This is a genomic window from Acidiphilium iwatense, assembly GCF_021556475.1.
GTDB classification, from domain to species: Bacteria; Pseudomonadota; Alphaproteobacteria; order Acetobacterales; family Acetobacteraceae; genus Acidiphilium; species Acidiphilium iwatense.
Genome location: NZ_JAKGBZ010000001.1, coordinates 253298 through 274167, shown reverse-complemented (window position 1 = coordinate 274167; position 20870 = coordinate 253298). Strand labels below are relative to the sequence as shown.

Here is a 20870-nt window from a genome sequence, read left to right as displayed (position 1 = left end):
AACGGACCACGCCCGTTGCAGCGTCCAACCTGGAGCAACACCTCATGAACAGCCACCGCTCCACCTACAAAAATTCCATCTGGCAACACGGCGACATGCGGGCCGGCAGGCAACGCTTGTTCGACAAAGCCGGTGTCAGGCCGTTCTCACAAAGAAACCAGTACAATCGAACCCTTCAAGGTCCAACCTACAACGATCGGCACGACATCACCGGCCTCAAACAGATCAGCCAAGTCGAAATAGCAGCCACACAGTTGGCCAAAATCAGATGCCAAGCCCCCAGCCAAAGGCAACTCTCCCCATAGTTGCCTCACGGCCCGCGGTTTCGTTCAATCCGGTTTCAATGAGGTCGCCCTCAACCTCGTGCCACGGCGCCAACGGTGCGCGACCTCACAGAAACCTTTAGATTCCCCGAATCGGGCTTTTATGATTCGATGGTTGGCGCACGGGAAGAGTTCGCCATGTCACCGCCGATTGCACTGCGTTCCGACTTCACTGCGGTGGCATTGCGCGGCCATGCGCGGCGGACGCGGGACGCGAACCAGGCGCGCCGGCTTCTGGCATTGGCGTCGATCTACGATGGTGTTCAGCGCAGTGAGGCGGCGCGGATCGGCGGGGTTGGGGTGCAAATCATCCGGGACTGGGTGGTCCGTTTCAACGAGCAGGGGCCGGATGGGCTGATCAACCGCAAGGGCACCGTCGAACGCGAACGCGCGCTCGGCGGCCTGTTCCTCACCCTCGCCGAGCCGACCAGGGAAATGGCGCGCGAAGCCGCCGCCGCCGGCTTCTTTGAAACCAGCTTCGGCCGTCATCCGAAACTGCAGATCGTCACCATCGCCCAGCTCATGGCCGGCATGAAGCCAGACCTACCGGGCTATGCCCCCACCGAAGGGTTTCGCCGCGCCCCGCGCGAATCCGGCCCGGACCGCCAGGGCGCCCTCGACGTCTGACCCGGCTTCCGGTTTTGCCGATCATCGCACCGCGCTCGCCTGCATTAAGGCAACCGCCGCGCGACGCGTTCCCGATATCGGCCGGGGCGAAGAAACGATCCTCTTCCAGCCGAACCAGGAAACCCTCGCCAAATGAGGTCATCGCGAGCCGAAGGCGAAGCGATCCATCCATGGAAGCGCTCAAAGCTCTTGCACGAAAATAAAATAGCTATATATTGTAGCTACAAGCAGCCAGGAGCGCGGCAGGATAAAAAAGGTCACAAACCATGAAATTTTCGGCCACTGAATTGCGCGCGATGAAGGCACGCGGCGAAAGCCGCTCCGACCTCGCCCGAGTCCGCGCCAAGTCCGAGGCGGAGCTGGCGCGGGATATCGCATCCGATCCCGATTTCGCCGGCATTTCCGATGTCTGGCTCGCAACCGCCGAAGCGGTCCGCCCGATTCCCAAGGCGCTGCTGTCGCTGCGCATCGACGCCGACGTGATCGACTGGTTCAAGCGCCAGGGACCGGGTTATCAGAGCCGGATGAACGCCGCCCTGCGCGCCTTCATGCAGCTCAAGCAAAAATCCCGCCCCTGAACCAGGAGCGGGATTTCCCGGCAAAAAATCAACCCACCAGCCGCAGCCTTTCGCTGCGCGGCACCATGAGCTGCTCATACATGTCGAGATAATCCTCGGCCATCCGACGCGCGGTGAAGCGCCGCTCGAACTCGGCGCGGATGCGCGTGCGCGGCAGCGCCGCCACCCGCAGCAAGGCGCTCACCGCCTCCGCCTCGTCCTTCACGATGAACCCGGTCACCCCGTCCTCGACGATCTCCGGCACCGAGCCATGGTCATAGGCGATCACCGGGGTGCCGCACGCCATCGCCTCGATCATCACCAGCCCGAACGGCTCCGGCCAGTCGATCGGCATCAGCAGTGCGCGCGCGCCGGACAGAAAATCCGGCTTCGCCCGGTCGTCGATCTCGCCGATCAGCTCGGCATCCGGCCCCAGCATCGGCCGGATATGTTCCTCGTGATACTCGACATCGGCCCGGTCGACCTTCGCCGCGAGTTTCAGCGGAATCCCTGCCGCCCGCGCGATGCGGATCGCCCGGTCCGGCCGCTTCTCCGGGCAGATCCGCCCCAGGAACGCGACATAGGATTGCTCGACGGGCATCGGCGTCAGCAAATGTTCGGGCAGCCCGTGATGGACCGTCGCGACGAAATTGCCTTCCGGCAGCTTCTCGCGCTGGCTGTCGGAAATCGACACCAGGTTCATCTCCGGCAGCCCGGCATAGACCGGCTTCAGCTCCGGCAGATCGAGCCTGCCGTGCAGCGTGGTCAGGAACGGTACCGCCTGGCGCGAAAACAGCGAGGCCGGCCAGTAATCCATGTGGAAATGCAGCACGTCGAACTCGCGTGCCAGCTGCCGCACCCGCTCCATCAGCAGCATATGCGGGCCCATGAAATCGCGGATCGTCGGATCGAGCCGCAGCGCGCGCGGCCACACCGCTTCCAGCTTGGCCCGCGTCACCGAATCGCCGCTCGCGAACAACGTCACGTCGTGACCCATCGCGACCAGCTCCTCGGTCAGGAACGAGACGACCCGTTCGGTCCCGCCATAAAGTTTCGGAGGCACCGCCTCGGTCAAAGGTGCAATCTGCGCAATTCGCATCGTCATCAAACTCCTGTGAATGAGGCTGCATTTTCAACCACGCGAGCAGAGTTCTGGGCTCGATGCGGCAAAGATTTGGCACCCCTGCCCTATTGCTGCCGCATTGCGCCGCACACTGCGAACCATGTCAGATGCACAGACGAAAGCGCCGCCGAAATCCCCGAAATCCGAAGGGACAGCGCCGATGCCCGGTTTACGGATCGTATCGGATGAAAAATTCGTGAACCCGCCGGAGGTCGCTCCCGGCACGATCGAGCGACGGCCGCTGCGCTTCATCCTGCGCGCGATCGGCAAGCATAAACTTGGCCATCTGGTCATTTTTCTCTCGGTTGTCACGGCGGTCGGCTGCGCCGTCGGCTCGCAATATGCCATCAAGAACATGGTGGACGTGCTGGCCCGGCACAATACCGGCGCCATCTGGGGCGCCTTTGCCGTGCTCGCCGGGCTGATCGCCGCCGACAACCTGTCCTGGCGGGTCGGCGGCTGGATGGCGGCGCGCAGCTTCGTCGCGGTCACCGGCGATCTGCGCCGCACCCTGTTCGACCACCTGCTCGGCCACGCGCCCGGCTATTTCGCCGAGCGCCGGCCCGGCATGCTCGCCGGCCGGATCTCCGCCACCGGCAACGCGGTGTTCCGCATCGAAAGCCTCACCGCCTGGAACGTGCTGCCGCCGCTGTTCGGCGTGCTCGGCGCGATCGGCGTCATCGCCACGGTCGATCCGCTGATGGGCGCCGTGCTGGTCGGCGTCGCCGTCGTGCTCGGCCTCATCCTCGCGAAAATGGCCGATGCCGGCCGCTCCCTGCATCACGAATACGCCACCGCCGCCGCCACGGTCGATGGCGAGTTGGTCGATGTCATCAACAATGTCGGCGTGGTGCGCGCCTTCGGCGCCTCCTTGCGCGAGCGCCACCGCTTCGCCGCCGATGTCGACCGCGAAATGTCCGCCCGCCGCGACAGCCTGCGCTATCTCGAAAAACTCCGCATCTTCCACGCAGTCACCACGGCCGGCCTCACCGCCTGCCTGCTGGCCTGGGCGCTGACGCGCTGGGTGCATGGCCTCGCCACCCCCGGCGACGTGGTTCTGATCGCCACCCTCGGTTTCACCGTGCTGCACGGCACCCGCGACCTCGCGGTCGCCCTGGTCGAGATGGTGCAAGACTGGGCGCGCCTCAACGACGCGCTGACCTCGCTCCTCGTCCCGCACGACATGCCGGACGATCCCTCGGCCCCCGCGCTCGAAGCCCCGCATGGCGGCGTCCGGTTCGACGATATTGACTTCGACTATGCCGGCGCGCGGCCGGTGCTGCGCCGGTTCTCCCTCGAAATCGCCCCCGGCGAGCGGGTCGGCCTGGTCGGCCGCTCCGGCTCGGGCAAAACCACCCTGCTCGCCCTGCTGCAGCGCCAATACGATGTCGAGCGCGGCCGCATCCTGATCGACGGCGCGGATATCGCGAGCCTCAGCCGCGCCAGCCTCGCCGACGCGATCTCGGTCGTCTCGCAGGATGTCCAGCTCTTCCACCGCTCGGTGCTGGAAAACATCCGCTACGGCAAGCCCGGCGCCTCCGACCGCGAGGTCCGCGAGGCCGCCCGCGCCGCCCATGCCGATGCCTTCATCGAAACCCTGCCCGACGGCTACAAAACCCTGGTCGGCGAACGCGGCATGAAACTCTCCGGCGGCCAGCGCCAGCGCATCGCCATCGCCCGCGCCTTCCTGCGCGACGCGCCGATCCTGCTGCTCGACGAAGCGACCTCGGCGCTGGATTCGGAATCCGAGGCCGGGGTTCAGGAAGCGCTGGACAAGCTCGCCGCCGGCCGCACCGTCATCGCGGTGGCGCACCGGCTCTCCACCCTGCGCGACTTCGACCGCATCGTGGTCATGGAGGACGGAAGCATCATCGACGACGGCGCGCCCAGCGTTCTCGCCCGCCGTCCCGGCCCCTATCGCGACCTGCTACGCCATCAGGGGCTGCACATCATCGCCGCCTGACCGGCGCCCCTCAACCCGGCATTCGAGTGGATATCGGACCGTTCCCGACAAACGCACCGACAGATCACGCCTGCCGCCCAGCAATGCGACAGGCACGACAGCCCGTCCATCGGTCCATCGCCCGTCCGGCTCCGCGTCGTGCCATCCCTGCGCCAGAAGCGGATGGTCGAGCCGGATATCGGCCCCGCCGGCGCGTAGCGCCGCGATCTTCACCCCCAGCATCCGCCGGTCGCGCGGATCGGGCATCAGATGGCCGGGGATCGCGCTCCGGCTCTCGATGACCGCAGAGCCATCGCGGCGGTAACGGATCGTCAGCCCAGGATCGTCGGTAGTCTCGATCCCCGCCCGCGCGATCAAACGCGCCCGCACCGCCTCGACCACGGCGCCGCTTTCGGCGAACGGCGCAAATCCCTCCACTTCGCGCAACACTTGCGCGAGATCGGGATGCAGCACCATCGCCACGCCGCCATTCTCGAACGCGCCGCGATTGCCGGTCTCCAAATAGCTCTCCGCCGGGCACCCCTCGGCGTAGAGCGCCGCGTGATGCTCAAGCTCGACATGGAAATAGGTCACGCCGCGTCGCGCCACCTGCCTTATCGTCGCGCCGTTCTCCAGCGCCTTCGCCGGGATCAGATGCCCGTCCAGGAACAAGGCATGATCCGGCGAAACCAGCAGGTCGCGCTTCGGCACGCCGCCGCAGATCGCCCCGGCCTCGATCAGGATCGGCCGGACCGTCTCGGGCCTAGGATGCCGCCGCAGATCGAGCCGGCGTCGCCCGATCCATTTGGCCGGCGCCGTCCCGCCGCCATGCAGCACCACCCGGTCGCCCTCGCGCAAATCCTCGGCCGCGACCTCGCCCGTTGCCGTCAGGATGTGCGTGCCAGCTACAAAACAAGGTGGGACGAGCGCGATCGTCGTATTCGTGGGCGGGTCGGTCACCGCGAAATCGCTCGTGGTGAAGCTGCCGGTGATATCCAGCGTGATCGTGCTCGATCCGCTGGTCAGCTCCAGCCCGGTTCCGCTCACGAAACTGTCGGACGTCGCGGCGAAGCTGTCGAGCACGATCGTGTCGTGTTGCGCGAAGCCGGAAATGGTCTGCCCGGCCGCGAGGCCCGCCGAATCACCCTCGATCGTCCAGCTCGCGCCGGACGCGAAACTGATATCGGCAAAGCCGGTGATCGTTTCCCCCAAGCCCGTGAGCGATCCGGCACTGGTTGCCGAGGCCAGGACGAGTTCACTCTCCGCCGTCGCATCCAGCGCCACCGACCCAACGAGCGACGCTCCTGGATCGAGCGTAAGCGCGACCGCGCCCGAAGGGTCGGTAAGCGCCATCCCTAACGTGCCCAGGGTCGAGGCGAGCGCGCCGGCATCCACGATCGAAACCGTCGCGGTTCCTGCCACCGCTACAGCCGTCGCACCGCCAATCACCCCGTCATTGACCAGCGTGCCCAAGGTGAACGCGACACCCGCCGCCTTGGTGCCGTCAGCCGCCACGATCCCGTCATTATACAGGCTGATCGCGAGCGTGTTGCCGACAATGCCCTTATACCCGCTTACCGTCCCGGTGGCCTGGTTGGCGAAACTGCCCTGATCGAGGAACACGCCTTCGCCCGCATTCGTCGCGATGGCTTCGATCGTGCCCGCATTGCTGAACGAGGCCGTCGCCGAATAAGCCCCGATCGCCACGCCATAATGATCCGCCTCGATCACACCGCCGGAAAAATTCGTGCCGCTGCCGGCGTTGACAAATACCCCTGCGACGTTGGCCAGCGGCGGCGCGATCAACCCGCTATTCTGCAGCGTCCCCGACGAAATCGTCGAACCGAGCTTGACGCCCGCGATCGTGCCATTGGCCTGATTGATCAGCGTCCCGAACAGCGCCTCCACGCCATCGCCAAGGGTGCCGGTCAGGCTGATCAGCCCGTCATTAGTCAACGTATTGCCTTTGCCGAGCACGGCACCGGTGGCATACACCGCGCCAGCGCTGAAGCCGAGGATCGTGCCACCCTTCTCATTGGTCAGATTCCCGCCAAGAACCGCAGCGCCGATCCCAGAGCCATTCAGGCCCGTCGCCTCGATCAGCCCGGAATTGACCACCGTGCTGGCGAAAACCGTCCCGCCGACCTCGAAGAATTGTTCATAAATCCCCAGATATCCTCCGGCGATCACCGCGCTGGCCGCATTGGAAACCCCGCTTCCTTGCATGAGCACACCGAGATTGCCCGCACCCTGATGCCCCTCGACCACACCGTAATTGGTCATGGTGCTCACCAGCAGCACGGCGCCATCGCCGTCGCCATTGATCAGCGCCCCGGCCTCGTTGACGACCTTGCCATCCTGCACGCTGAGGCCGATGCCATAGACAGTATAGGTCGTGGACCCACTGGGCACGAACAACGTCGTGTCGCTGACGATCGACCCGTTATTGATCACGGTGGACAACGTCCCCGTCACCTGCAGGCCAATCCCCTCGTCGTAGTAGATCGGATGGAACGACCCGGTTTTCACCCGATCCTCGGTGGCCTGCCCGGAGATCTCGATTGTGCTGTTATTGGTGATGGTCACCCCGACTCCGACCGGCACATACATTGCCGTGGTAATCGTTGGTGTTCCCGAATTGGACAGGGCGCCCGATATCGTCCGCGTCACCGGCGCACTGACGGTCGTGGCGCCGCTTGTCAGGGTTTCGGTAGCAACGACGGTGTTTGACCCGGACATGACAACGATCTCCCTAGAGGATGCGGCGAGGTTTCGGCGCGGTGGCGGGCGGATGGGGCAGGGTCGCGGCAACGGCGTCGATCAGCGTTCCGCTACTCTCGAACACACCCTCGTTGACGAACAGATTGTTTACGCCGTTGAGATTGACCGCCGATCCAATGCCAGCCTCGATCGTCACGTTATCGGCCGGAACTCCGGCAATACCGGTATTGGCCAGCGTCAGTGACGCATGGTCGATTGTCGTTCGTCCGCTCATTGTCGGCCTCCCGAAACGGGCGCCCTTTTCTAGCGGCGGGCGATCCCGGCCAGCACCATATTAAAAAGTGGTTATTCGGACCTTAACACCGGGATCGCTCGAAACGGAAAGAAAATGATAACGCCCGCTCCACACCTCACGGAGTCGTCAAAACAATCCAAGATTGCAACCTACCCGCCCGCGACGAACCGCTCCAGCCAATGGATGGTGTAGTCGCCCGCGTTGAACGAGGCGTCGTCCAGGATGCGCCGGTGCAGCGGGATCGTCGTCTTGATCCCGGCGATCGCGAACTCCTCCAGCGCCCGGCGCATCCGCGCGATCGCCTCGGGCCGGTCGCGCCCATGCACCACCAGCTTCGCCACCAGGCTGTCGTAATGCGGCGGCACCCGATACCCGGCATAGAGCGCGGAATCGATCCGCACGCCCAACCCGCCCGGCGGATGAAACATCGACACCAGCCCCGGCGACGGCGCGAATGTCTCCGGGTCCTCGGCGGTGATCCGGCATTCGATCGCGTGGCCCGACAGCACCACATCCGCCTGGCCGTAACCCAGCGTCTCGCCGGCGGCGATGCGGATCTGCTCGCGCACGAGGTCGACCTCGGCGACCATCTCGGTCACCGGATGCTCGACCTGCAGCCGCGTATTCATCTCGATGAAGGCGAACTGCCCGTCCTGATACAGAAACTCCAGCGTGCCGGCATTCCGGTAGCCGAATTTCTGCAACGCCGCCGTTGCGATCGAACCCAGGGTTTCCCGTTCTTCAGACGTGATCCCCGGCGATCCGGCTTCCTCAAGCACTTTCTGGTGCCGCCGCTGCAGCGAACAGTCGCGCTCGCCGAAATGCACCACATTGCCGTGATTGTCGCCCAGCACCTGCAACTCGACATGGCGGGGCCGGTCGAGATATTTCTCGATATAGACGGCATTGTTGCCGAACGCCGCCGCTGCCTCGGCACGCGCCAGCGAAAACGCCTCCTCGACCTCGCCGAGCGTGCGCGCCACTTTCATGCCGCGCCCGCCGCCGCCCGCCGCCGCCTTCACCAGCACCGGACAGCCGATCCGCTCCGCCACCGCCCGCGCCGCCGCTGCATCCGCCACCTCGCCGTCCGATCCCGGCACCAGCGGCACGCCCAGCTCCGTCATCGTCGTCTTGGCGGTGATCTTGTCGCCCATCATGCGGATATGGGTGGGCGAGGGGCCGATGAAGGCGAGCCCGTGCGCCTCGACCATCTCGGCGAAATCGGCGTTTTCCGACAGAAACCCGTACCCCGGATGGATCGCCTCCGCCCCGGTGATCAGCGCCGCCGACAAAATCGCCGGCATGTTCAGATAGCTCTCCCGTGCCGCGGGCGGCCCGATGCACACGCTCTCGTCGGCGAGCCTGACATGCATCGCCTCGCTATCGGCGGTGGAATGCACGGCGACCGTGGCGATGCCCATCTCGCGGCACGCGCGCTGCACCCGAAGCGCGATCTCGCCGCGATTGGCGATCAGGATCTTCGAAAACACGGCGTTATTCTAAAATAACCAGCGGTTCGTCGTATTCCACCGGCTGGCCGGCGGAAATCAGAATCTGGCGCACCGTGCCGGCGCGCGGCGCCTTGATCTGGTTGAAGGTCTTCATCGCCTCGATCAGCAACAGTGTCTGCCCGGCCTCGATGCTCTGCCCCACGCTGATGAACGGCGGCGCGTTCGGCTCCGGCGCCAGATAGGCGACCCCCACCATCGGCGACTTCACCGCCCCCGGATGCGCCGCGAAATCCGCCATCGCCGTCGCGGCAGCCGTCGGCGCCGCCGGAATTGGCGCGGGGTGCGCCGCCATCGCCGGCATCGCCATCTGCTGCGGCATCGCGCGCGCCAGCCGCAGCCGTCGATCGCCTTCCTCCAGCTCGATCTCGGCCAGCCCGCTCTCGTTCAGCAGCGCTGCCAGCTCGCGCAGCTTTTCGGGGTCGAAGGACAAACTCATGCTTCCTGCTCCACAATCTCGGCGATCGCCTGCAACGCCAGCCGATACCCGGAAAACCCCAACCCGCAAATCACGCCCCGAGCGGCGCGGGACACATAGGAATGGTGGCGAAACGCCTCGCGCTGATGAATGTTGGACAAATGCACCTCGATCACCGGCAGCTCGACCGCGTGTAGCGCGTCCATCAGCGCGACCGAGGTATGCGAATACCCAGCCGGATTGATCACGATCCCCGCGGCCCGGCCCCGGCACTCATGCACCCAGGTAATCAGCTCGCCCTCGCCGTTGGTCTGGCGGAAATCGATCGCCAGGCCGAGTTGCTCGCCCGCCTCGGCGCACACCGCCTCCAGGTCGTCGAGCGTCTGGATGCCGTAGATCTCCGGCTCGCGCAGCCCGAGCAGATTGAGGTTGGGACCGTTCAGAACGGCAATCAAAGGTTCCGCCATCCGCGCCGCCTAGCACACCCCTCCGCCCCGGCCAACTTTTGCCCCGCACCTATTTTAAGCGCGTCATGGCGACGCCAAGCGTCACGCGAAGGCGGAGTTGCCAAGGTTCCGGCGATGCGCAGCATCGTTGGAATGGCAACGAAGGTGGAAGCCATCCATGCCGGAGCGGCTGGACTGCTGGATGCGACCATGACAGAATCGACCCGCCCGGCCCGGCCGTGACCATTCGCCTTCGATTCTGAACATTCCATCTGGAGTGCTGCCATGTATCTGCTCTATGCTCGCCCCGGCTGGGGCTCCGCCCTCGCTGAAGTCCAGCTCGATTGGTACGGCCTGCCATACCGGATCGAAACGGTGGGCGACCTGTTCGAGGATTCGGCGGCGCGCGAACGCCTCACCCTGGTCAACCCGCTCGCGCAAATCCCCACCCTGGTGCTGCCCGACGGCACGGTGATGACCGAAAGTGCGGCGATCACCCTGCATTTCGCCGATGTCACCAAAACCGATTCGCTGGTGCCGGCGCCGGGCGATCCGCTCCGCCCCGGCTTTTTGCGCTGGCTGGTTTTCCTGGTCGCCAATCTCTACCCGACCTTCACCTACGCCGACGATCCCGCCCGCTTCGTCGCCCACGAAGCCGCCCGCGCCGGGTTCCGCGACGCGGTCGACGCCTACGCGCAACGGCTCTGGCGCGTCGTCGAACAGACCGCCGGCACGCCCTATTTCCTCGGCGACCGGCTCTCCGCGCTCGACATCTACCTCGCGATCATGACTCACTGGCGGCCGCGTCGTGCCTGGTTCGCCGAACACTGCCCGAAGCTCGCCGCGATCGCGGCCCAAACCGACTCCAACCCCCGCCTCGCTTCGGTCTGGCAGCGGAATTTCGCGGCGGCGGACGAAGCCTAGAATATCCGGTTTGATCAAGCGTCTTTTGGTGTCCATGGGCGGGTGGCTTTGGGGATCGCTTAAAGCCATATTGCGCCAGAACATTTTCCGTTCGCATTGCTCGCGGATAATGCTCTATCTCATTGTTTTAGAGAACACCTTGATCCGATCAGATGATTCCATCTGATCGGATGTCGCTCTAGTGTCCCGATTCGGAAGTTCGTTAGTGCTGATAAAGGCGGTTTACGAACTTCCGAATCGAAAGGACACTAGCAAACATTTAAGCCTAGTGTGGTTATTGCACTTCCTGCGGCGGAATTGATTCTTCCTGGTCGCTGTCGGGTTTCGGCAGGGCGGCTCGCGGCGCCTCGGCGATGTCGAACGCCAGGGCGCCGTCCCGGAAGCTGACCTTGACCGCGCCGCCGGTCACCAGCTTGCCGAACAGCAATTCCTCGGCCAGCGGTTTCTTGATGAGTTCCTGAATGACACGGGCGAGCGGGCGAGCGCCATAGAGCGGATCGTAGCCGCGTTCGGCGAGGAATTCCTTGGCCGCCGAGGAGAGTTCGATGGTCACGTTGCGGTCGGCCAACTGCGCCTCGAGCTGCATGACGAATTTTTCGACCACGCGCGCGACGATTTCCGGCGTAAGGCCGGAGAAGCCGATCGTCGCGTCCAGCCGGTTGCGGAATTCCGGCGTGAACATCCGCTTGATCGCTTCCTCGTCCTCGCCGACGCGGACTTCTCGCCCGAAACCAATGGCGGCCTTGGCCATGTCCGCCGCACCGGCATTGGTGGTCATGATGAGAATCACGTTGCGGAAATCGACGTTCTTGCCGTTATGATCGGTCAGTTTGCCGTGATCCATGACCTGGAGCAGGATGTTGAACAGGTCCGGGTGGGCTTTCTCGATCTCGTCGAGCAGGAGCACGCAATGCGGGTGCTGGTCGATCGCGTCGGTCAGCAACCCGCCCTGGTCGAAGCCCACATAGCCGGGCGGGGCGCCGATCAGCCGCGAGATCGAGTGACGCTCCATGTATTCGGACATATCGAACCGGGTGAGTTCGATGCCCAGCGTGCTCGCCAGTTGCCGCGCCACCTCGGTCTTGCCGACGCCGGTGGGGCCGGAGAACAGGTAGCAGCCGATCGGCTTTTCCGGCTCGCGCAGCCCGGCGCGGGCGAGCTTGATCGCCGCCGCCAGCGCCTCGATCGCGGAATCCTGGCCGAACACCATGGATTTCAGGTCGCGTTCCAGGGTGCGCAGGGTTTCCTTATCGTCCGCCGAGACCGATTTGGGTGGAATCCGCGCGATTTTCGCGACGATCTCCTCGACATCGCGCAAGGTGACGGTCTTGCGGCGCTTTGCCTCCGGCAGCAGCATCCGCGAGGCGCCGACCTCGTCGATCACGTCGATCGCCTTGTCCGGCAGTTTACGGTCGTGGATGTATTTGGCGGAAAGCTCGACCGAGGCGCGGATCGCATCGTCGGTGTAGCGGACCTTGTGGTGTTTTTCGTAGGTCGATTTCAGGCCGCGCAGGATTTTCACCGCATCGTCGATCGAGGGTTCGTTCACGTCGATTTTCTGGAAGCGCCGGACCAGGGCGCGGTCCTTCTCGAAATAGGTGCGGAATTCCTTGTAGGTGGTCGAACCGATGCAGCGCAGCGTGCCCGAGGCGAGGGCCGGCTTGAGCAGGTTCGATGCATCCATCGCCCCGCCCGAGGTGGCGCCCGCGCCGATCACGGTGTGGATCTCGTCGATGAACAGCACCGCGCCCTGCATGGCTTCGAGTTCGGAGACCACGGCTTTCAGCCGTTCCTCGAAATCGCCGCGATAGCGGGTGCCGGCGAGCAGGGCGCCCATGTCGAGCGCGTAGATGGTGGATTTGGCGAGCACGTCGGGCACCTCGCCATCGACGATGCGCTTGGCGAGGCCCTCGGCGATCGCGGTCTTGCCGACGCCGGGATCGCCCACGAAGAGCGGGTTGTTCTTCGACCGGCGGCAGAGAATCTGGATGGTCCGCTCGATTTCCAACTCGCGGCCGATCAGCGGGTCGATCTTGCCGGCCTGCGCCTTTTTATTGAGGTTGACGCAGTAATTGGCGAGCGCGTCCTGGCCTCGCTTGGGTTTCTGCTCGGCCTCGGCCTCCGGCCCGTCCGTGCTACTGCCCGAGGGGGTGCGCGGCACCGAGCGGCCCGGCGATTTGGCGATGCCGTGGCTGATGAAGTTCACCGCGTCCAGCCGCGTCATGTCCTGCGCCTGGAGGAAATAGACCGCATGGCTCTCGCGCTCGGAGAACAGGGCGACCAGCACGTTGGCGCCGGTGACCTCGTCGCGGCCGGAGGATTGCACATGGATCGCCGCGCGCTGCACCACTCGCTGGAAGCCGGCGGTGGGCTTGGGGTCGCCGGCGCGGTCGGTCGCGAGGCCGGCGAGGTCCTTGTCGAGAAATTCGGTGGCTTCGCGGCGGAGGCGTTCGATATCGACGCCGCAAGCCCGCAGCACGGTCAGCGCGTCGGCGTCGTCGATCAGGCCGAGCAGCAGGTGCTCGAGCGTCGCGTATTCGTGGCGCCGCTCGGCCGCGAAGGCCAGGGAACGATGCAGCGTCTGTTCCAGGTTGCGAGACAGCATATCCAATTCACTCCCAGCCGGGCTTCCGGCAGACGGCCCCTGCCGCCCTGGTCAAGCCCGCAGCGGCCCGCAGGACCGCGAAATCGGCCACGGCGCTCCGTGGCAGTGTATCATAGCGATGACATGATATCGGAAAAATCTTTCGCAACGATGACCGGCATCAGGTCATCCATGCATCAATGTCCTGTCATCCGTTTCGTTCATTCTTTTTCGATCGTGCATTGCAGCGGGTGCTGGCTCTGGCGGGCCAGGTCCATCACCTGGGTCACCTTGGTCTCGGCGATCTCGTAGGTAAAGACGCCGCAGACGCCGACGCCGCGCCGGTGCACATGAAGCATGATCCGGGTCGCTTCTTCGCGGCTTTTCGAGAAGAAGCGCTCAAGAACGTGAATGACGAACTCCATCGGGGTGTAGTCGTCGTTCAGCATCAGGACCTTATAGAGCGCGGGCTTGCGCGTCTTGATCCGAGTCCGGGTTGCAACCCCGGTGCCCAGGCCATTGCCAGTTCCGCGACGATCCGAGCCAGACATCGATCCTATCTCATCCTCACCCCGCTAGTATCCCGATTCGGAGGTTCGTTGGTGCTGATTGAGGCGTTTTACGAACTTCCGAATCGAGAGGACACTAGCAAACGTATGATTCTAGTGTAGTTTTTGGTTCCGAAGTTCCTAAAATCACCACCGCGAATACGCAGAACTTCAGAACCACCACACTAGCATATTCACCGGCAGGCGCTTGGGGAAGGGGAATTTTTGCGCGGCCGGCGGCGCGTGGCGGCGGATCGGGCCGCCATGCCGCCGCCTTCGGCCATCAGAACCGCGCGGAGACGGCGAGCGAGCCGTATTCGTGGATGCCGCCGATCTGGCCGTGGAAGCGCCGCGTCTGGAATACCTGAGTGTAGCTGAAGCGCAGGCCGCGCCAGATGATCGCGACCCCCGCCTCGATCTGGCCGACCGCGCGATACGGGTCCACCGAGCGGCTGGTCTGGAAATCCGCGCCTTGCAGGAATTCGTCATGGCCGACCAGCTTGCCGGCGATGCCGCCGAACACATACCAGACGAAAGGCCGCGTCGGGCGATACGCATCCGACCCCGACGGGCCGGGGCGCAGCAGCGGTGTGCCGAAATCCGAGTTCAGCCCCTCGCCGATGCGGAAGGTGACGGCGGGCTGGGCGTAAATCTCGGTGGTGCCGATCATGCCGGACAATTGGGGCAGCGCATCCGCCTCGATCCCGTTGCCGAAGCGGCCGAGCGGGACGCGCCAGGTGCGCGAGACGAGAATGTCGAAGGCCGGCTCGCTGGGGAGCTGATGGGCCCAGCCATGGGTGCCGTTCTGGCCGATGACCGAATGGAACCCGTTCTGCACGATTTCCGCCCCGGCATCGCGCCCGACCACGCCGGCGCTGACCGCCAGAACGCTGCGCGTGGTGGATGTATCCTGGATCAGCCCGAGCGTGGCGGCGAGATAGCCGGCATAGGGTTCGTCGTTCAGCGGCGGATCGGCCAGTTGCGTCGCCGCCGGGGTGAAGATTTTCTGCGTCACGCCGATGCTGACGCGCTGGGTGCCGTCGCCCCAGACCACGTGGCCGAGACCGGCGAGAAAGGACGGCACGTCGCCTCGGTGCGAGGTCCAGCCGATATGCAGCCCGTTGACGTAATAGCGGTCGGTCAGGCTCTGGGTGCTGATCGAGGCGTTTTCGTCCTGGATGGTCCAGATACCGGAGGGAAACCCCTGCCCCGCTTGCGCGGTTAGCGGAGCCAGGCTCAGCAGCGGCACGGCACAACAGGCGATCAGCGCCAGATTTTTGGTCATGCGGGACGTCCTGGGACGATGGATCGGCCGCGGGACGCGCCCGAAAGGTTACGAAATATTGTCCTTTTGTATGGCTCACCGCGCGCCGGATGCAAGATGGCTGCGCCGATTCCGTCACGGGACGGTGAAAAATGATGACATCGGCGGCATGGAACCCATGCGCGAAGCATCGGTTTCACCGCCGCGATCGTAAACTATGTTATCGTCGCGATGGCGAATTCGATCGGATAATGGCGATGAGACGCATTGCCCTGATAGTGCTGACGATGACCGGAATGCTCTGGGCCTCGCTCGCCCTGGCCGCGCTGCCGCGATCCCCGGAGGGGGACTGGCTGACTGGGCGCGGCGGCGCCGTGGTGCGGATCGCGCCCTGTGCCGGCGGGACGGGGCTGTGCGGGCATATCGTCGGGATCGTGCTCGATCATGGCGATGCGATGCCGATGGACTGGCAGGGAAGGAGCCAGTGCGGCTTCGAGCTGATCCGCCCCTCCGTCACCCGGTCCGGTGCCGAATGGCACGGGCGCATCGTCGATCCGCGCAACGGCAGAGCCTATCACGCCGAATTCCAGGTGACGCGGACGGGAGAGCTCGCGCTGCGTGGCTATCTCGGCCTGCCGGTGTTCGGCGAGACCCAGCATTGGATGCGCTATGAGGGCACCGTGCCGCGATCCTGCCGGATCGATCGGGCGCAAACCGCCGGATCCGAGGTTCGGACAAATAATACCGGCCGCCCTGGACAATGACCCATCACCCCGTCATTGCGAGCAGGCGTCAGCAGGCGTGGCGAAGCGCCGAAAGGTTCCGGCAATCCAAGGAATTGCTGGAACAACGCGGAGGTAATCCATTTTTTCTGTATTTTACCCGAAAAAGCTGGATTGCTTCGCTTCGCTCGCAATGACGAGTTGGCGTCAGGCGTGAGTCGTAGGCAACGGCGGTTGGTATAACCGCCGGAATTGACCGTGAGTCGCTGAGTGTCGGGCTGGAGCGGGTAGCGGGAATCGAACCCGCGCATTCAGCTTGGGAAGCTGACAGGCTACCATTACATCATACCCGCGCTGCGGCGGTTGTAAGTCGGCGCGGCGCGCGGCGCAACTGGCTCAGCGCTGCCAGACCGGCGCCTTGATCGCCGCGACGAAAGCGGCATGGGCCTCGGCCTCGGCGGCATTCACCGCCATGCGGCGCGGGGTGCGCGTCGCGTCGTGCCGGTATTCGACCAGGGCGAGAGCGGCGGAATCGGCGTTGAGGTCGAAGCCGCGCTGGCGGCCGCCGGTGAGTTCGACATAGACATCGGCGAGCAATTTGCAGTCGAGCAGCGCGTTATGGGTGGTGCGGGCGGTGAGGTCGATCTCGAAGCGCCGGCACAGCGCATCGAGGTTGTTCGGCATGCCGGGAAATCGCGTCTTGGCGAGCGCCAGCGTGTCGATCATGCGCGCCGGGTCGAGCGCTGGGCGGCCGATACGGCCGAATTCGGCGTCGAGAAAGCCGAAATCGAACGCCGCGTTATGGGCGACCAAGGGAGCGTCACCGAAGAAGGCGAGCAAATCGGCGGCGATCGCGGCGAATTTGGGCTTCCCCGCGACATCGGCGCTGGTGATGCCGTGGATGCGGCTGGCATCGGACGGGATTTCGCGTTCCGGGTCGATCAGGGTGTGGAAGACCTTGCCGGTCGGCAGATCGTTATGCAGTTCGATCGCCGCGACTTCGATCACCCGGTCGCCGTTGAGCGGATCGAGGCCGGTGGTTTCGGTATCGAACAGGACGGCGCGGGTCATGGCAGGATCTCCTGGATCAGGCGGCGGACTGCGCTGATGGCGTGATGGCGCGACAGGCCGGTGCGGATCACCACGTCGGCGCGGCGGCGTTTTTCGGCATCCGGCATCTGGCGGGCGATGATCGCTTCGATGTCGGCGATGGGCAGGCCGCGCCGCTGCACGCGGGCCATCTGCACCGAGCGCGGGGCGGAGACGGTGATCACGAGATCGACCCGCCGCTCGCCGCCGGTTTCGAACAGCAGCGGAATGTCGAGAAGCACCGCTTTCGCGTGGCGGCGGCGCGCTGCGGCGACGAATTTTCGCTCCGCGGTGCGGACCAGCGGGTGAACGATCGCCTCAAGCCGCCGTTTCGCGCCGGCATCGCTCAGAATCCGCGCGCGCAGGGCGGTGCGGTCGAGTACGCCGTCCCGCACCACATCGGGGAAGGCGGCGGCGATGCGCGGGATGGCTCTGCCGTTCTTCACTTGCAGCGCGCGCACCGTGGCATCGGCGTCGAACACCGGAATGCCGCTGCGGCGAAACACCGTCGCGACGGTGGATTTGCCCATGCCGATGCCGCCGGTCAGGCCGATGATTTTCATGCCGGGAAATCGGCGGCGACGATGCGGTAGAGCTCGGCATCGACCGTGGGGGTGACGCCGAACCAGGCGACGAAACCGGGCACCGCCTGATGCAGCAACATGCCCAGCCCCTCGACGGTTTTCAGGCCGCGGGATGAAGCGGCGGCGAGAAGCGGCGTTTCCAGCGGGACATAGACGATGTCGGCGACGGCGAGACCGGGCGACGCGCGGTCGAACGAAAGATCGAGCGGGTCGTGCCCCGTCATGCCGAGCGCGGTGGTGTTCACCACCAGCGCGTGATCGGCGAGGGCGGCGTGGCGCTGCTCCCAGCCGAGCGCGCGGGCCGGGAGTTCCGCCGCGAGAGCGGCCGCGCGATCCCAGGTGCGGTTGCACAGCGTGACCGGCGCGCCCGCGTCGATCAGCGCGGCACCGATCGCCCGCGCGGCGCCGCCGGAGCCGAGGATCAGCGCCGGGCCGGCGGCGGGATCGACGCCGCAGGCGCGCAGATTGGCGAGGAAGCCCGCGCCGTCAGTGTTCGAGCCGAGAATGGTTCCGTCGCGGAAGATCAGCGTATTCACCGCCCCGGCGCGGCGCGCGCTGTCCTCCAGCGCATCGCACACGGCGAAGGCGGCTTCTTTGTGCGGAATGGTCACGTTCGCACCCGCGAAGCCCATGCGGACGAGCGCGGCCACGCATGAGGCAAAATGCTCCGGCCTGATCGGGAGCGGGAGGTAGGCGCCGTCGATGCCATGACGCGCGAGCCAGGTGCCGTGCAGGCGCGGCGAGCGGGAATGGGCGACCGGCCAGCCGATCACCCCGGCGAGACGCGCGTGACCGGAGAGCACCATGCGCCGTTTCGATCACGAAGCGGGGTTTCCGGCAAGGGCGGGCGGTTCGGCCGTTCACGTCGGGCACGGACGACCTGCATTGAAATTCCGGCCCATCCCGTTTCGCAACCCTGATCCCTGCGATTCCGGCCCGATTCGGGCCGTTCCGTGAAAATTCGGGTTTGACTTGGCGGTATTGCTTCGCACAATAGTCGGTTCGCGAAAGAAAGTGACGTGGAATGATCCCTGCCCTGATGCCGAATTACAACCGGATGGACCTCGCCTTCGATCATGGCGAAGGCGCGTGGCTGGTTGCGGCGGATGGGCGACGATTCCTCGATTTCGGCGCGGGCATCGCGACCTCATCGCTCGGGCATGGGCATCCCGGCCTGACCAGCGCGATCGCCGGGCAGGCGGCGAAGGTGATTCATGTGTCCAACCTGTATCGCGTGCCGGAGGCCGAACGGCTGGCGGCACGGCTGGTCGAAGCCAGTTTCGCCGACAGCGTGTTCTTCTGCAATTCGGGCGCCGAGGCGAACGAGGCGCTGGTCAAGGCGTTCCGCCGGACCATGGCGGATGACGGCAAGCCCGAGCGCTACCGGATCATCTGCGCGGAGGGCGCGTTCCACGGCCGCACGCTGGCGATGATCAGCGCAACCGGCAATGCCAAATATCTGGCCGGGTTCGGACCCAAGGTGGACGGATTCGACCATGTGCCGTTCAACAATCTGAACGCGCTGCGCGCCGCGATCACCCCGGAAACCGCCGGGATTCTGGTCGAACCGATCCAGGGCGAAGGCGGGGTGAGGCCGGCGGATGCGGACTATCTGCGCGGATTGCGCGCGGCGGCAGACGAATTTTCCCTCCTGCTCGGCTTCGACGAGGTGCAATGCGGCATGGGCCGGACGGGGAAGCTGTTCGCCCATGAATGGGCGGGGGTGATGCCAGATGCGGTGAGCACGGCCAAGGGCATCGCCGGCGGGTTTCCGCTCGGCGCCTTGCTGGCCAGCGAGCTTGTGGCGAAGCATCTGGTTCCCGGCAGCCACGGCACGACCTTCGGCGGCAGCCCGCTCGCCTGCGCGGCGGGGAACGCGGTGCTCGACGTTGTTCTGGCGCCGGGATTTCTCGATGGTGTCGCGCGTCTCGGCGCGCGGCTGCGAACCGGGCTGGATGCGCTGGTTGTGCGCCACAAGGATGTGTTCGCCGAAGCACGCGGCCGGGGGCTGATGCTCGGCCTGGTGTGCGCGGTGCCGAACACCGAGGTGCAGGCCGCGTGCCTCGCCGAAGGGCTGCTCGCGGTGGCCGCCGGGGAGAACGTGCTGCGCATCATTCCGCCGCTGGTGATCGGCGATGCCGAAATCGGCGAAGCGCTGGAACGGCTCGACGGTGCGGCACGGCGCTGCAAACCCTCCGCCCTGCGGAATGCCGCGAAATGAGCGCCGCGATCGAAACCACGACCATGCAAGAGCCCCCGCGCCACTTCCTGGACCTGTCGCTGATCGAAACCCCGGTGCTGCGCCGGATTCTGGACTCCGCCGTGCGGTTCAAGCGCGCCGGGCGATCCGCTGCGCGGCCGCTGGCCGGGCGGGCGCTCGCGCTGATTTTCGAGAAACCGTCGACCCGGACGCGGGTGAGCTTCGAGATGGCGATGCGCGGCCTGGGCGGCGACGTGGTGATGCTATCCTCGCGCGAAATGCAGATCGGGCGGGGTGAAACCGTGGCGGATACCGCGCGGGTGCTGTCGCGCTATGTCGATGCGATCATGCTGCGCACCGACCGGGAATCCAAGCTGCGCGAACTCGCCACCTACGCCACCGTGCCGGTGATCAACGGGCTGACCGAGCGGTCGCACCCATGTCAGGTGATGGCCGATGTGATGACTTTCGAGGAACGCCACGGCCCGATCGCGGAGCAAAAGATCGCCTGGGTGGGCGACGGCAACAACATGGCGAAAAGCTGGATCGAGGCTTCGGCGCGGTTCGGGTTTTCGCTTCGCCTCGCCTGTCCGGCGGAACTGCCGCCAGATGCCGCAGCGCTCGCCTGGGCGCGGGCGCAGGGGGCCGATATCGTGCTGACCGGCGACCCGGCGGCGGCGGTTGCCGGGGCGCGCTGCGTGGTGACCGATACCTGGGTGAGCATGAGCGACGACGATACCGAGTCGCGCCATAATCTGCTCGCCCCGTATCAGGTGAACGAGCGCCTGATGACGCGGGCGGCGCCGGATGCGATTTTCATGCACTGCCTGCCGGCGCATCGCGACGAGGAGGTGTCGGCCGGGGTGATCGACGGACCGCAATCGGTGGTGTTCGACGAGGCGGAGAACCGGCTGTTCGCCCAGCAGGGGATTCTGGCCTGGTGCCTGGGCGGCTGAACCGGCCCCGGTTCAGCTCCAGACGGTGAACGCCGCGAT

At 65.4% G+C, this 20870-nt stretch carries 20 protein-coding genes and 1 tRNA gene; 8 read left to right on the top strand and 13 right to left on the bottom strand.

The genetic code is table 11. The annotated features are described in order from the left end of the window. The 3 genes from L2A60_RS01450 to L2A60_RS01440 all read left to right on the top strand — a co-directional run. Positions 1-305: hypothetical protein (locus L2A60_RS01450; protein WP_235702581.1), on the top strand; the 305-nt coding region annotated here is incomplete at its 5' end. Between the two features lie 156 nt (positions 306-461). Next, positions 462-950, top strand: a complete 489-nt coding sequence (locus tag L2A60_RS20545; RefSeq protein WP_268920078.1) for a helix-turn-helix domain-containing protein — start codon at positions 462-464, stop codon at positions 948-950. Positions 951-1216: 266 nt separating this feature from the next. Beyond that, positions 1217-1528 (top strand): BrnA antitoxin family protein, encoded by a 312-nt coding sequence (locus L2A60_RS01440; RefSeq protein WP_235702580.1) that lies wholly within the window; start codon positions 1217-1219, stop codon positions 1526-1528. 28 nt (positions 1529-1556) lie between these two features. On the opposite strand, the gene L2A60_RS01435 is transcribed toward L2A60_RS01440, so the two are convergent. Then, a complete protein-coding gene (locus L2A60_RS01435) occupies positions 1557-2606 on the bottom strand; it encodes a glycosyltransferase family 4 protein (protein WP_235702591.1) in 1050 nt (349 codons plus the stop codon). Positions 2607-2790: 184 nt separating this feature from the next. Here L2A60_RS01435 and L2A60_RS01430 point away from each other — a divergent pair, with 184 nt between their 5' ends. Beyond that, a complete protein-coding gene (locus tag L2A60_RS01430; RefSeq protein ID WP_235702579.1) occupies positions 2791-4593 on the top strand; it encodes an ABC transporter ATP-binding protein in 1803 nt (600 codons plus the stop codon). On the opposite strand, the gene L2A60_RS01425 is transcribed toward L2A60_RS01430, so the two are convergent. From L2A60_RS01425 to aroQ, 5 genes are all read right to left on the bottom strand, one after another. Then, positions 4558-7311, bottom strand: coding sequence for a Hint domain-containing protein (locus L2A60_RS01425; protein ID WP_235702578.1), 2754 nt, complete (start codon positions 7309-7311; stop codon positions 4558-4560). The genes L2A60_RS01430 and L2A60_RS01425 overlap by 36 nt on opposite strands. Positions 7312-7324: 13 nt before the next feature. Continuing rightward, on the bottom strand, positions 7325-7567 hold the full coding sequence (locus L2A60_RS01420) for a hypothetical protein (protein WP_235702577.1): 243 nt from the start codon (positions 7565-7567) through the stop codon (positions 7325-7327). 170 nt (positions 7568-7737) lie between these two features. Then, the gene (gene accC / locus L2A60_RS01415; RefSeq protein ID WP_235702576.1) at positions 7738-9078 is read right to left on the bottom strand and encodes an acetyl-CoA carboxylase biotin carboxylase subunit; all 1341 of its coding nucleotides are present in this window, start codon (positions 9076-9078) and stop codon (positions 7738-7740) included. Between the two features lie 4 nt (positions 9079-9082). Continuing rightward, positions 9083-9535 (bottom strand): acetyl-CoA carboxylase biotin carboxyl carrier protein, encoded by a 453-nt coding sequence (gene accB / locus L2A60_RS01410; protein WP_235702575.1) that lies wholly within the window; start codon positions 9533-9535, stop codon positions 9083-9085. Continuing rightward, positions 9532-9981, bottom strand: a complete 450-nt coding sequence (aroQ, locus tag L2A60_RS01405) for a type II 3-dehydroquinate dehydratase (protein WP_235702574.1) — start codon at positions 9979-9981, stop codon at positions 9532-9534. The genes accB and aroQ overlap by 4 nt, the downstream gene beginning before the upstream one ends. Positions 9982-10245: 264 nt before the next feature. On the opposite strand from aroQ, the gene L2A60_RS01400 reads away from it, so the two are divergent. Further along, positions 10246-10884, top strand: a complete 639-nt coding sequence (locus tag L2A60_RS01400; RefSeq protein WP_235702573.1) for a glutathione S-transferase family protein — start codon at positions 10246-10248, stop codon at positions 10882-10884. A gap of 274 nt (positions 10885-11158) precedes the next feature. On the opposite strand, the gene clpA is transcribed toward L2A60_RS01400, so the two are convergent. The 3 genes from clpA to L2A60_RS01385 all read right to left on the bottom strand — a co-directional run bounded on the left by clpA (position 11159) and on the right by L2A60_RS01385 (position 15301). Next, the gene (clpA, locus tag L2A60_RS01395) at positions 11159-13489 is read right to left on the bottom strand and encodes an ATP-dependent Clp protease ATP-binding subunit ClpA (protein WP_235702572.1); all 2331 of its coding nucleotides are present in this window, start codon (positions 13487-13489) and stop codon (positions 11159-11161) included. 200 nt (positions 13490-13689) lie between these two features. Then, positions 13690-14019 carry an ATP-dependent Clp protease adapter ClpS gene (gene clpS, locus L2A60_RS01390; protein WP_235702571.1) on the bottom strand — a complete coding sequence of 110 codons (330 nt, stop codon included), beginning with the start codon at positions 14017-14019 and terminating at the stop codon, positions 13690-13692. A gap of 280 nt (positions 14020-14299) precedes the next feature. Beyond that, entirely contained in the window at positions 14300-15301 is a 1002-nt protein-coding gene (locus tag L2A60_RS01385) for a lipid A deacylase LpxR family protein (protein WP_235702570.1), read from the bottom strand. A gap of 236 nt (positions 15302-15537) precedes the next feature. Between L2A60_RS01385 and L2A60_RS01380 the strand changes: the two genes are divergently transcribed. Continuing rightward, complete coding sequence (locus L2A60_RS01380) at positions 15538-16044, top strand: DUF2147 domain-containing protein (protein ID WP_235702569.1); 507 nt, start codon at positions 15538-15540, stop codon at positions 16042-16044. A 237-nt stretch (positions 16045-16281) separates the two neighbouring features. Here the strand turns inward: L2A60_RS01380 and L2A60_RS01375 are convergent. The 4 genes from L2A60_RS01375 to L2A60_RS01360 form a co-directional block, all read right to left on the bottom strand. Then, a tRNA-Gly gene (locus tag L2A60_RS01375) sits at positions 16282-16355 on the bottom strand. A gap of 43 nt (positions 16356-16398) precedes the next feature. Then, a complete protein-coding gene (dnaQ, locus tag L2A60_RS01370; RefSeq protein WP_235702568.1) occupies positions 16399-17073 on the bottom strand; it encodes a DNA polymerase III subunit epsilon in 675 nt (224 codons plus the stop codon). Next, positions 17070-17654, bottom strand: a complete 585-nt coding sequence (coaE, locus tag L2A60_RS01365) for a dephospho-CoA kinase (RefSeq protein WP_235702567.1) — start codon at positions 17652-17654, stop codon at positions 17070-17072. Before coaE ends, dnaQ begins: the two co-directional genes overlap by 4 nt. Further along, the gene (locus L2A60_RS01360; protein WP_235702566.1) at positions 17651-18481 is read right to left on the bottom strand and encodes a shikimate dehydrogenase; all 831 of its coding nucleotides are present in this window, start codon (positions 18479-18481) and stop codon (positions 17651-17653) included. Before L2A60_RS01360 ends, coaE begins: the two co-directional genes overlap by 4 nt. A gap of 218 nt (positions 18482-18699) precedes the next feature. Between L2A60_RS01360 and L2A60_RS01355 the strand changes: the two genes are divergently transcribed. Together L2A60_RS01355 and argF are read left to right on the top strand one after the other, a co-directional pair. After that, positions 18700-19896 (top strand): aspartate aminotransferase family protein, encoded by a 1197-nt coding sequence (locus tag L2A60_RS01355; protein WP_235702565.1) that lies wholly within the window; start codon positions 18700-18702, stop codon positions 19894-19896. Next, positions 19893-20831 carry an ornithine carbamoyltransferase gene (gene argF, locus L2A60_RS01350; RefSeq protein ID WP_235702564.1) on the top strand — a complete coding sequence of 313 codons (939 nt, stop codon included), beginning with the start codon at positions 19893-19895 and terminating at the stop codon, positions 20829-20831. The genes L2A60_RS01355 and argF overlap by 4 nt, the downstream gene beginning before the upstream one ends. The last annotated feature ends 39 nt before the right edge of the window (positions 20832-20870 follow it).

Coding starts and splice junctions, on each gene's coding strand:
- aroQ (WP_235702574.1), bottom strand. CDS start 9,981: ATGGCGGAACCTTTGATTGCCGTTCTGAACGGTCCCAACCTCAATCTG.
- L2A60_RS01430 (WP_235702579.1), top strand. CDS start 2,791: ATGCCCGGTTTACGGATCGTATCGGATGAAAAATTCGTGAACCCGCCG.
- accB (WP_235702575.1), bottom strand. CDS start 9,535: ATGAGTTTGTCCTTCGACCCCGAAAAGCTGCGCGAGCTGGCAGCGCTG.
- L2A60_RS01380 (WP_235702569.1), top strand. CDS start 15,538: ATGAGACGCATTGCCCTGATAGTGCTGACGATGACCGGAATGCTCTGG.
- clpS (WP_235702571.1), bottom strand. CDS start 14,019: ATGTCTGGCTCGGATCGTCGCGGAACTGGCAATGGCCTGGGCACCGGG.
- L2A60_RS01420 (WP_235702577.1), bottom strand. CDS start 7,567: ATGAGCGGACGAACGACAATCGACCATGCGTCACTGACGCTGGCCAAT.
- L2A60_RS01425 (WP_235702578.1), bottom strand. CDS start 7,311: ATGTCCGGGTCAAACACCGTCGTTGCTACCGAAACCCTGACAAGCGGC.
- L2A60_RS01385 (WP_235702570.1), bottom strand. CDS start 15,301: ATGACCAAAAATCTGGCGCTGATCGCCTGTTGTGCCGTGCCGCTGCTG.
- L2A60_RS01435 (WP_235702591.1), bottom strand. CDS start 2,606: ATGCGAATTGCGCAGATTGCACCTTTGACCGAGGCGGTGCCTCCGAAA.
- dnaQ (WP_235702568.1), bottom strand. CDS start 17,073: ATGACCCGCGCCGTCCTGTTCGATACCGAAACCACCGGCCTCGATCCG.
- L2A60_RS01440 (WP_235702580.1), top strand. CDS start 1,217: ATGAAATTTTCGGCCACTGAATTGCGCGCGATGAAGGCACGCGGCGAA.
- L2A60_RS01355 (WP_235702565.1), top strand. CDS start 18,700: ATGATCCCTGCCCTGATGCCGAATTACAACCGGATGGACCTCGCCTTC.
- clpA (WP_235702572.1), bottom strand. CDS start 13,489: ATGCTGTCTCGCAACCTGGAACAGACGCTGCATCGTTCCCTGGCCTTC.
- L2A60_RS01360 (WP_235702566.1), bottom strand. CDS start 18,481: ATGGTGCTCTCCGGTCACGCGCGTCTCGCCGGGGTGATCGGCTGGCCG.
- L2A60_RS01400 (WP_235702573.1), top strand. CDS start 10,246: ATGTATCTGCTCTATGCTCGCCCCGGCTGGGGCTCCGCCCTCGCTGAA.
- L2A60_RS20545 (WP_268920078.1), top strand. CDS start 462: ATGTCACCGCCGATTGCACTGCGTTCCGACTTCACTGCGGTGGCATTG.
- argF (WP_235702564.1), top strand. CDS start 19,893: ATGAGCGCCGCGATCGAAACCACGACCATGCAAGAGCCCCCGCGCCAC.
- coaE (WP_235702567.1), bottom strand. CDS start 17,654: ATGAAAATCATCGGCCTGACCGGCGGCATCGGCATGGGCAAATCCACC.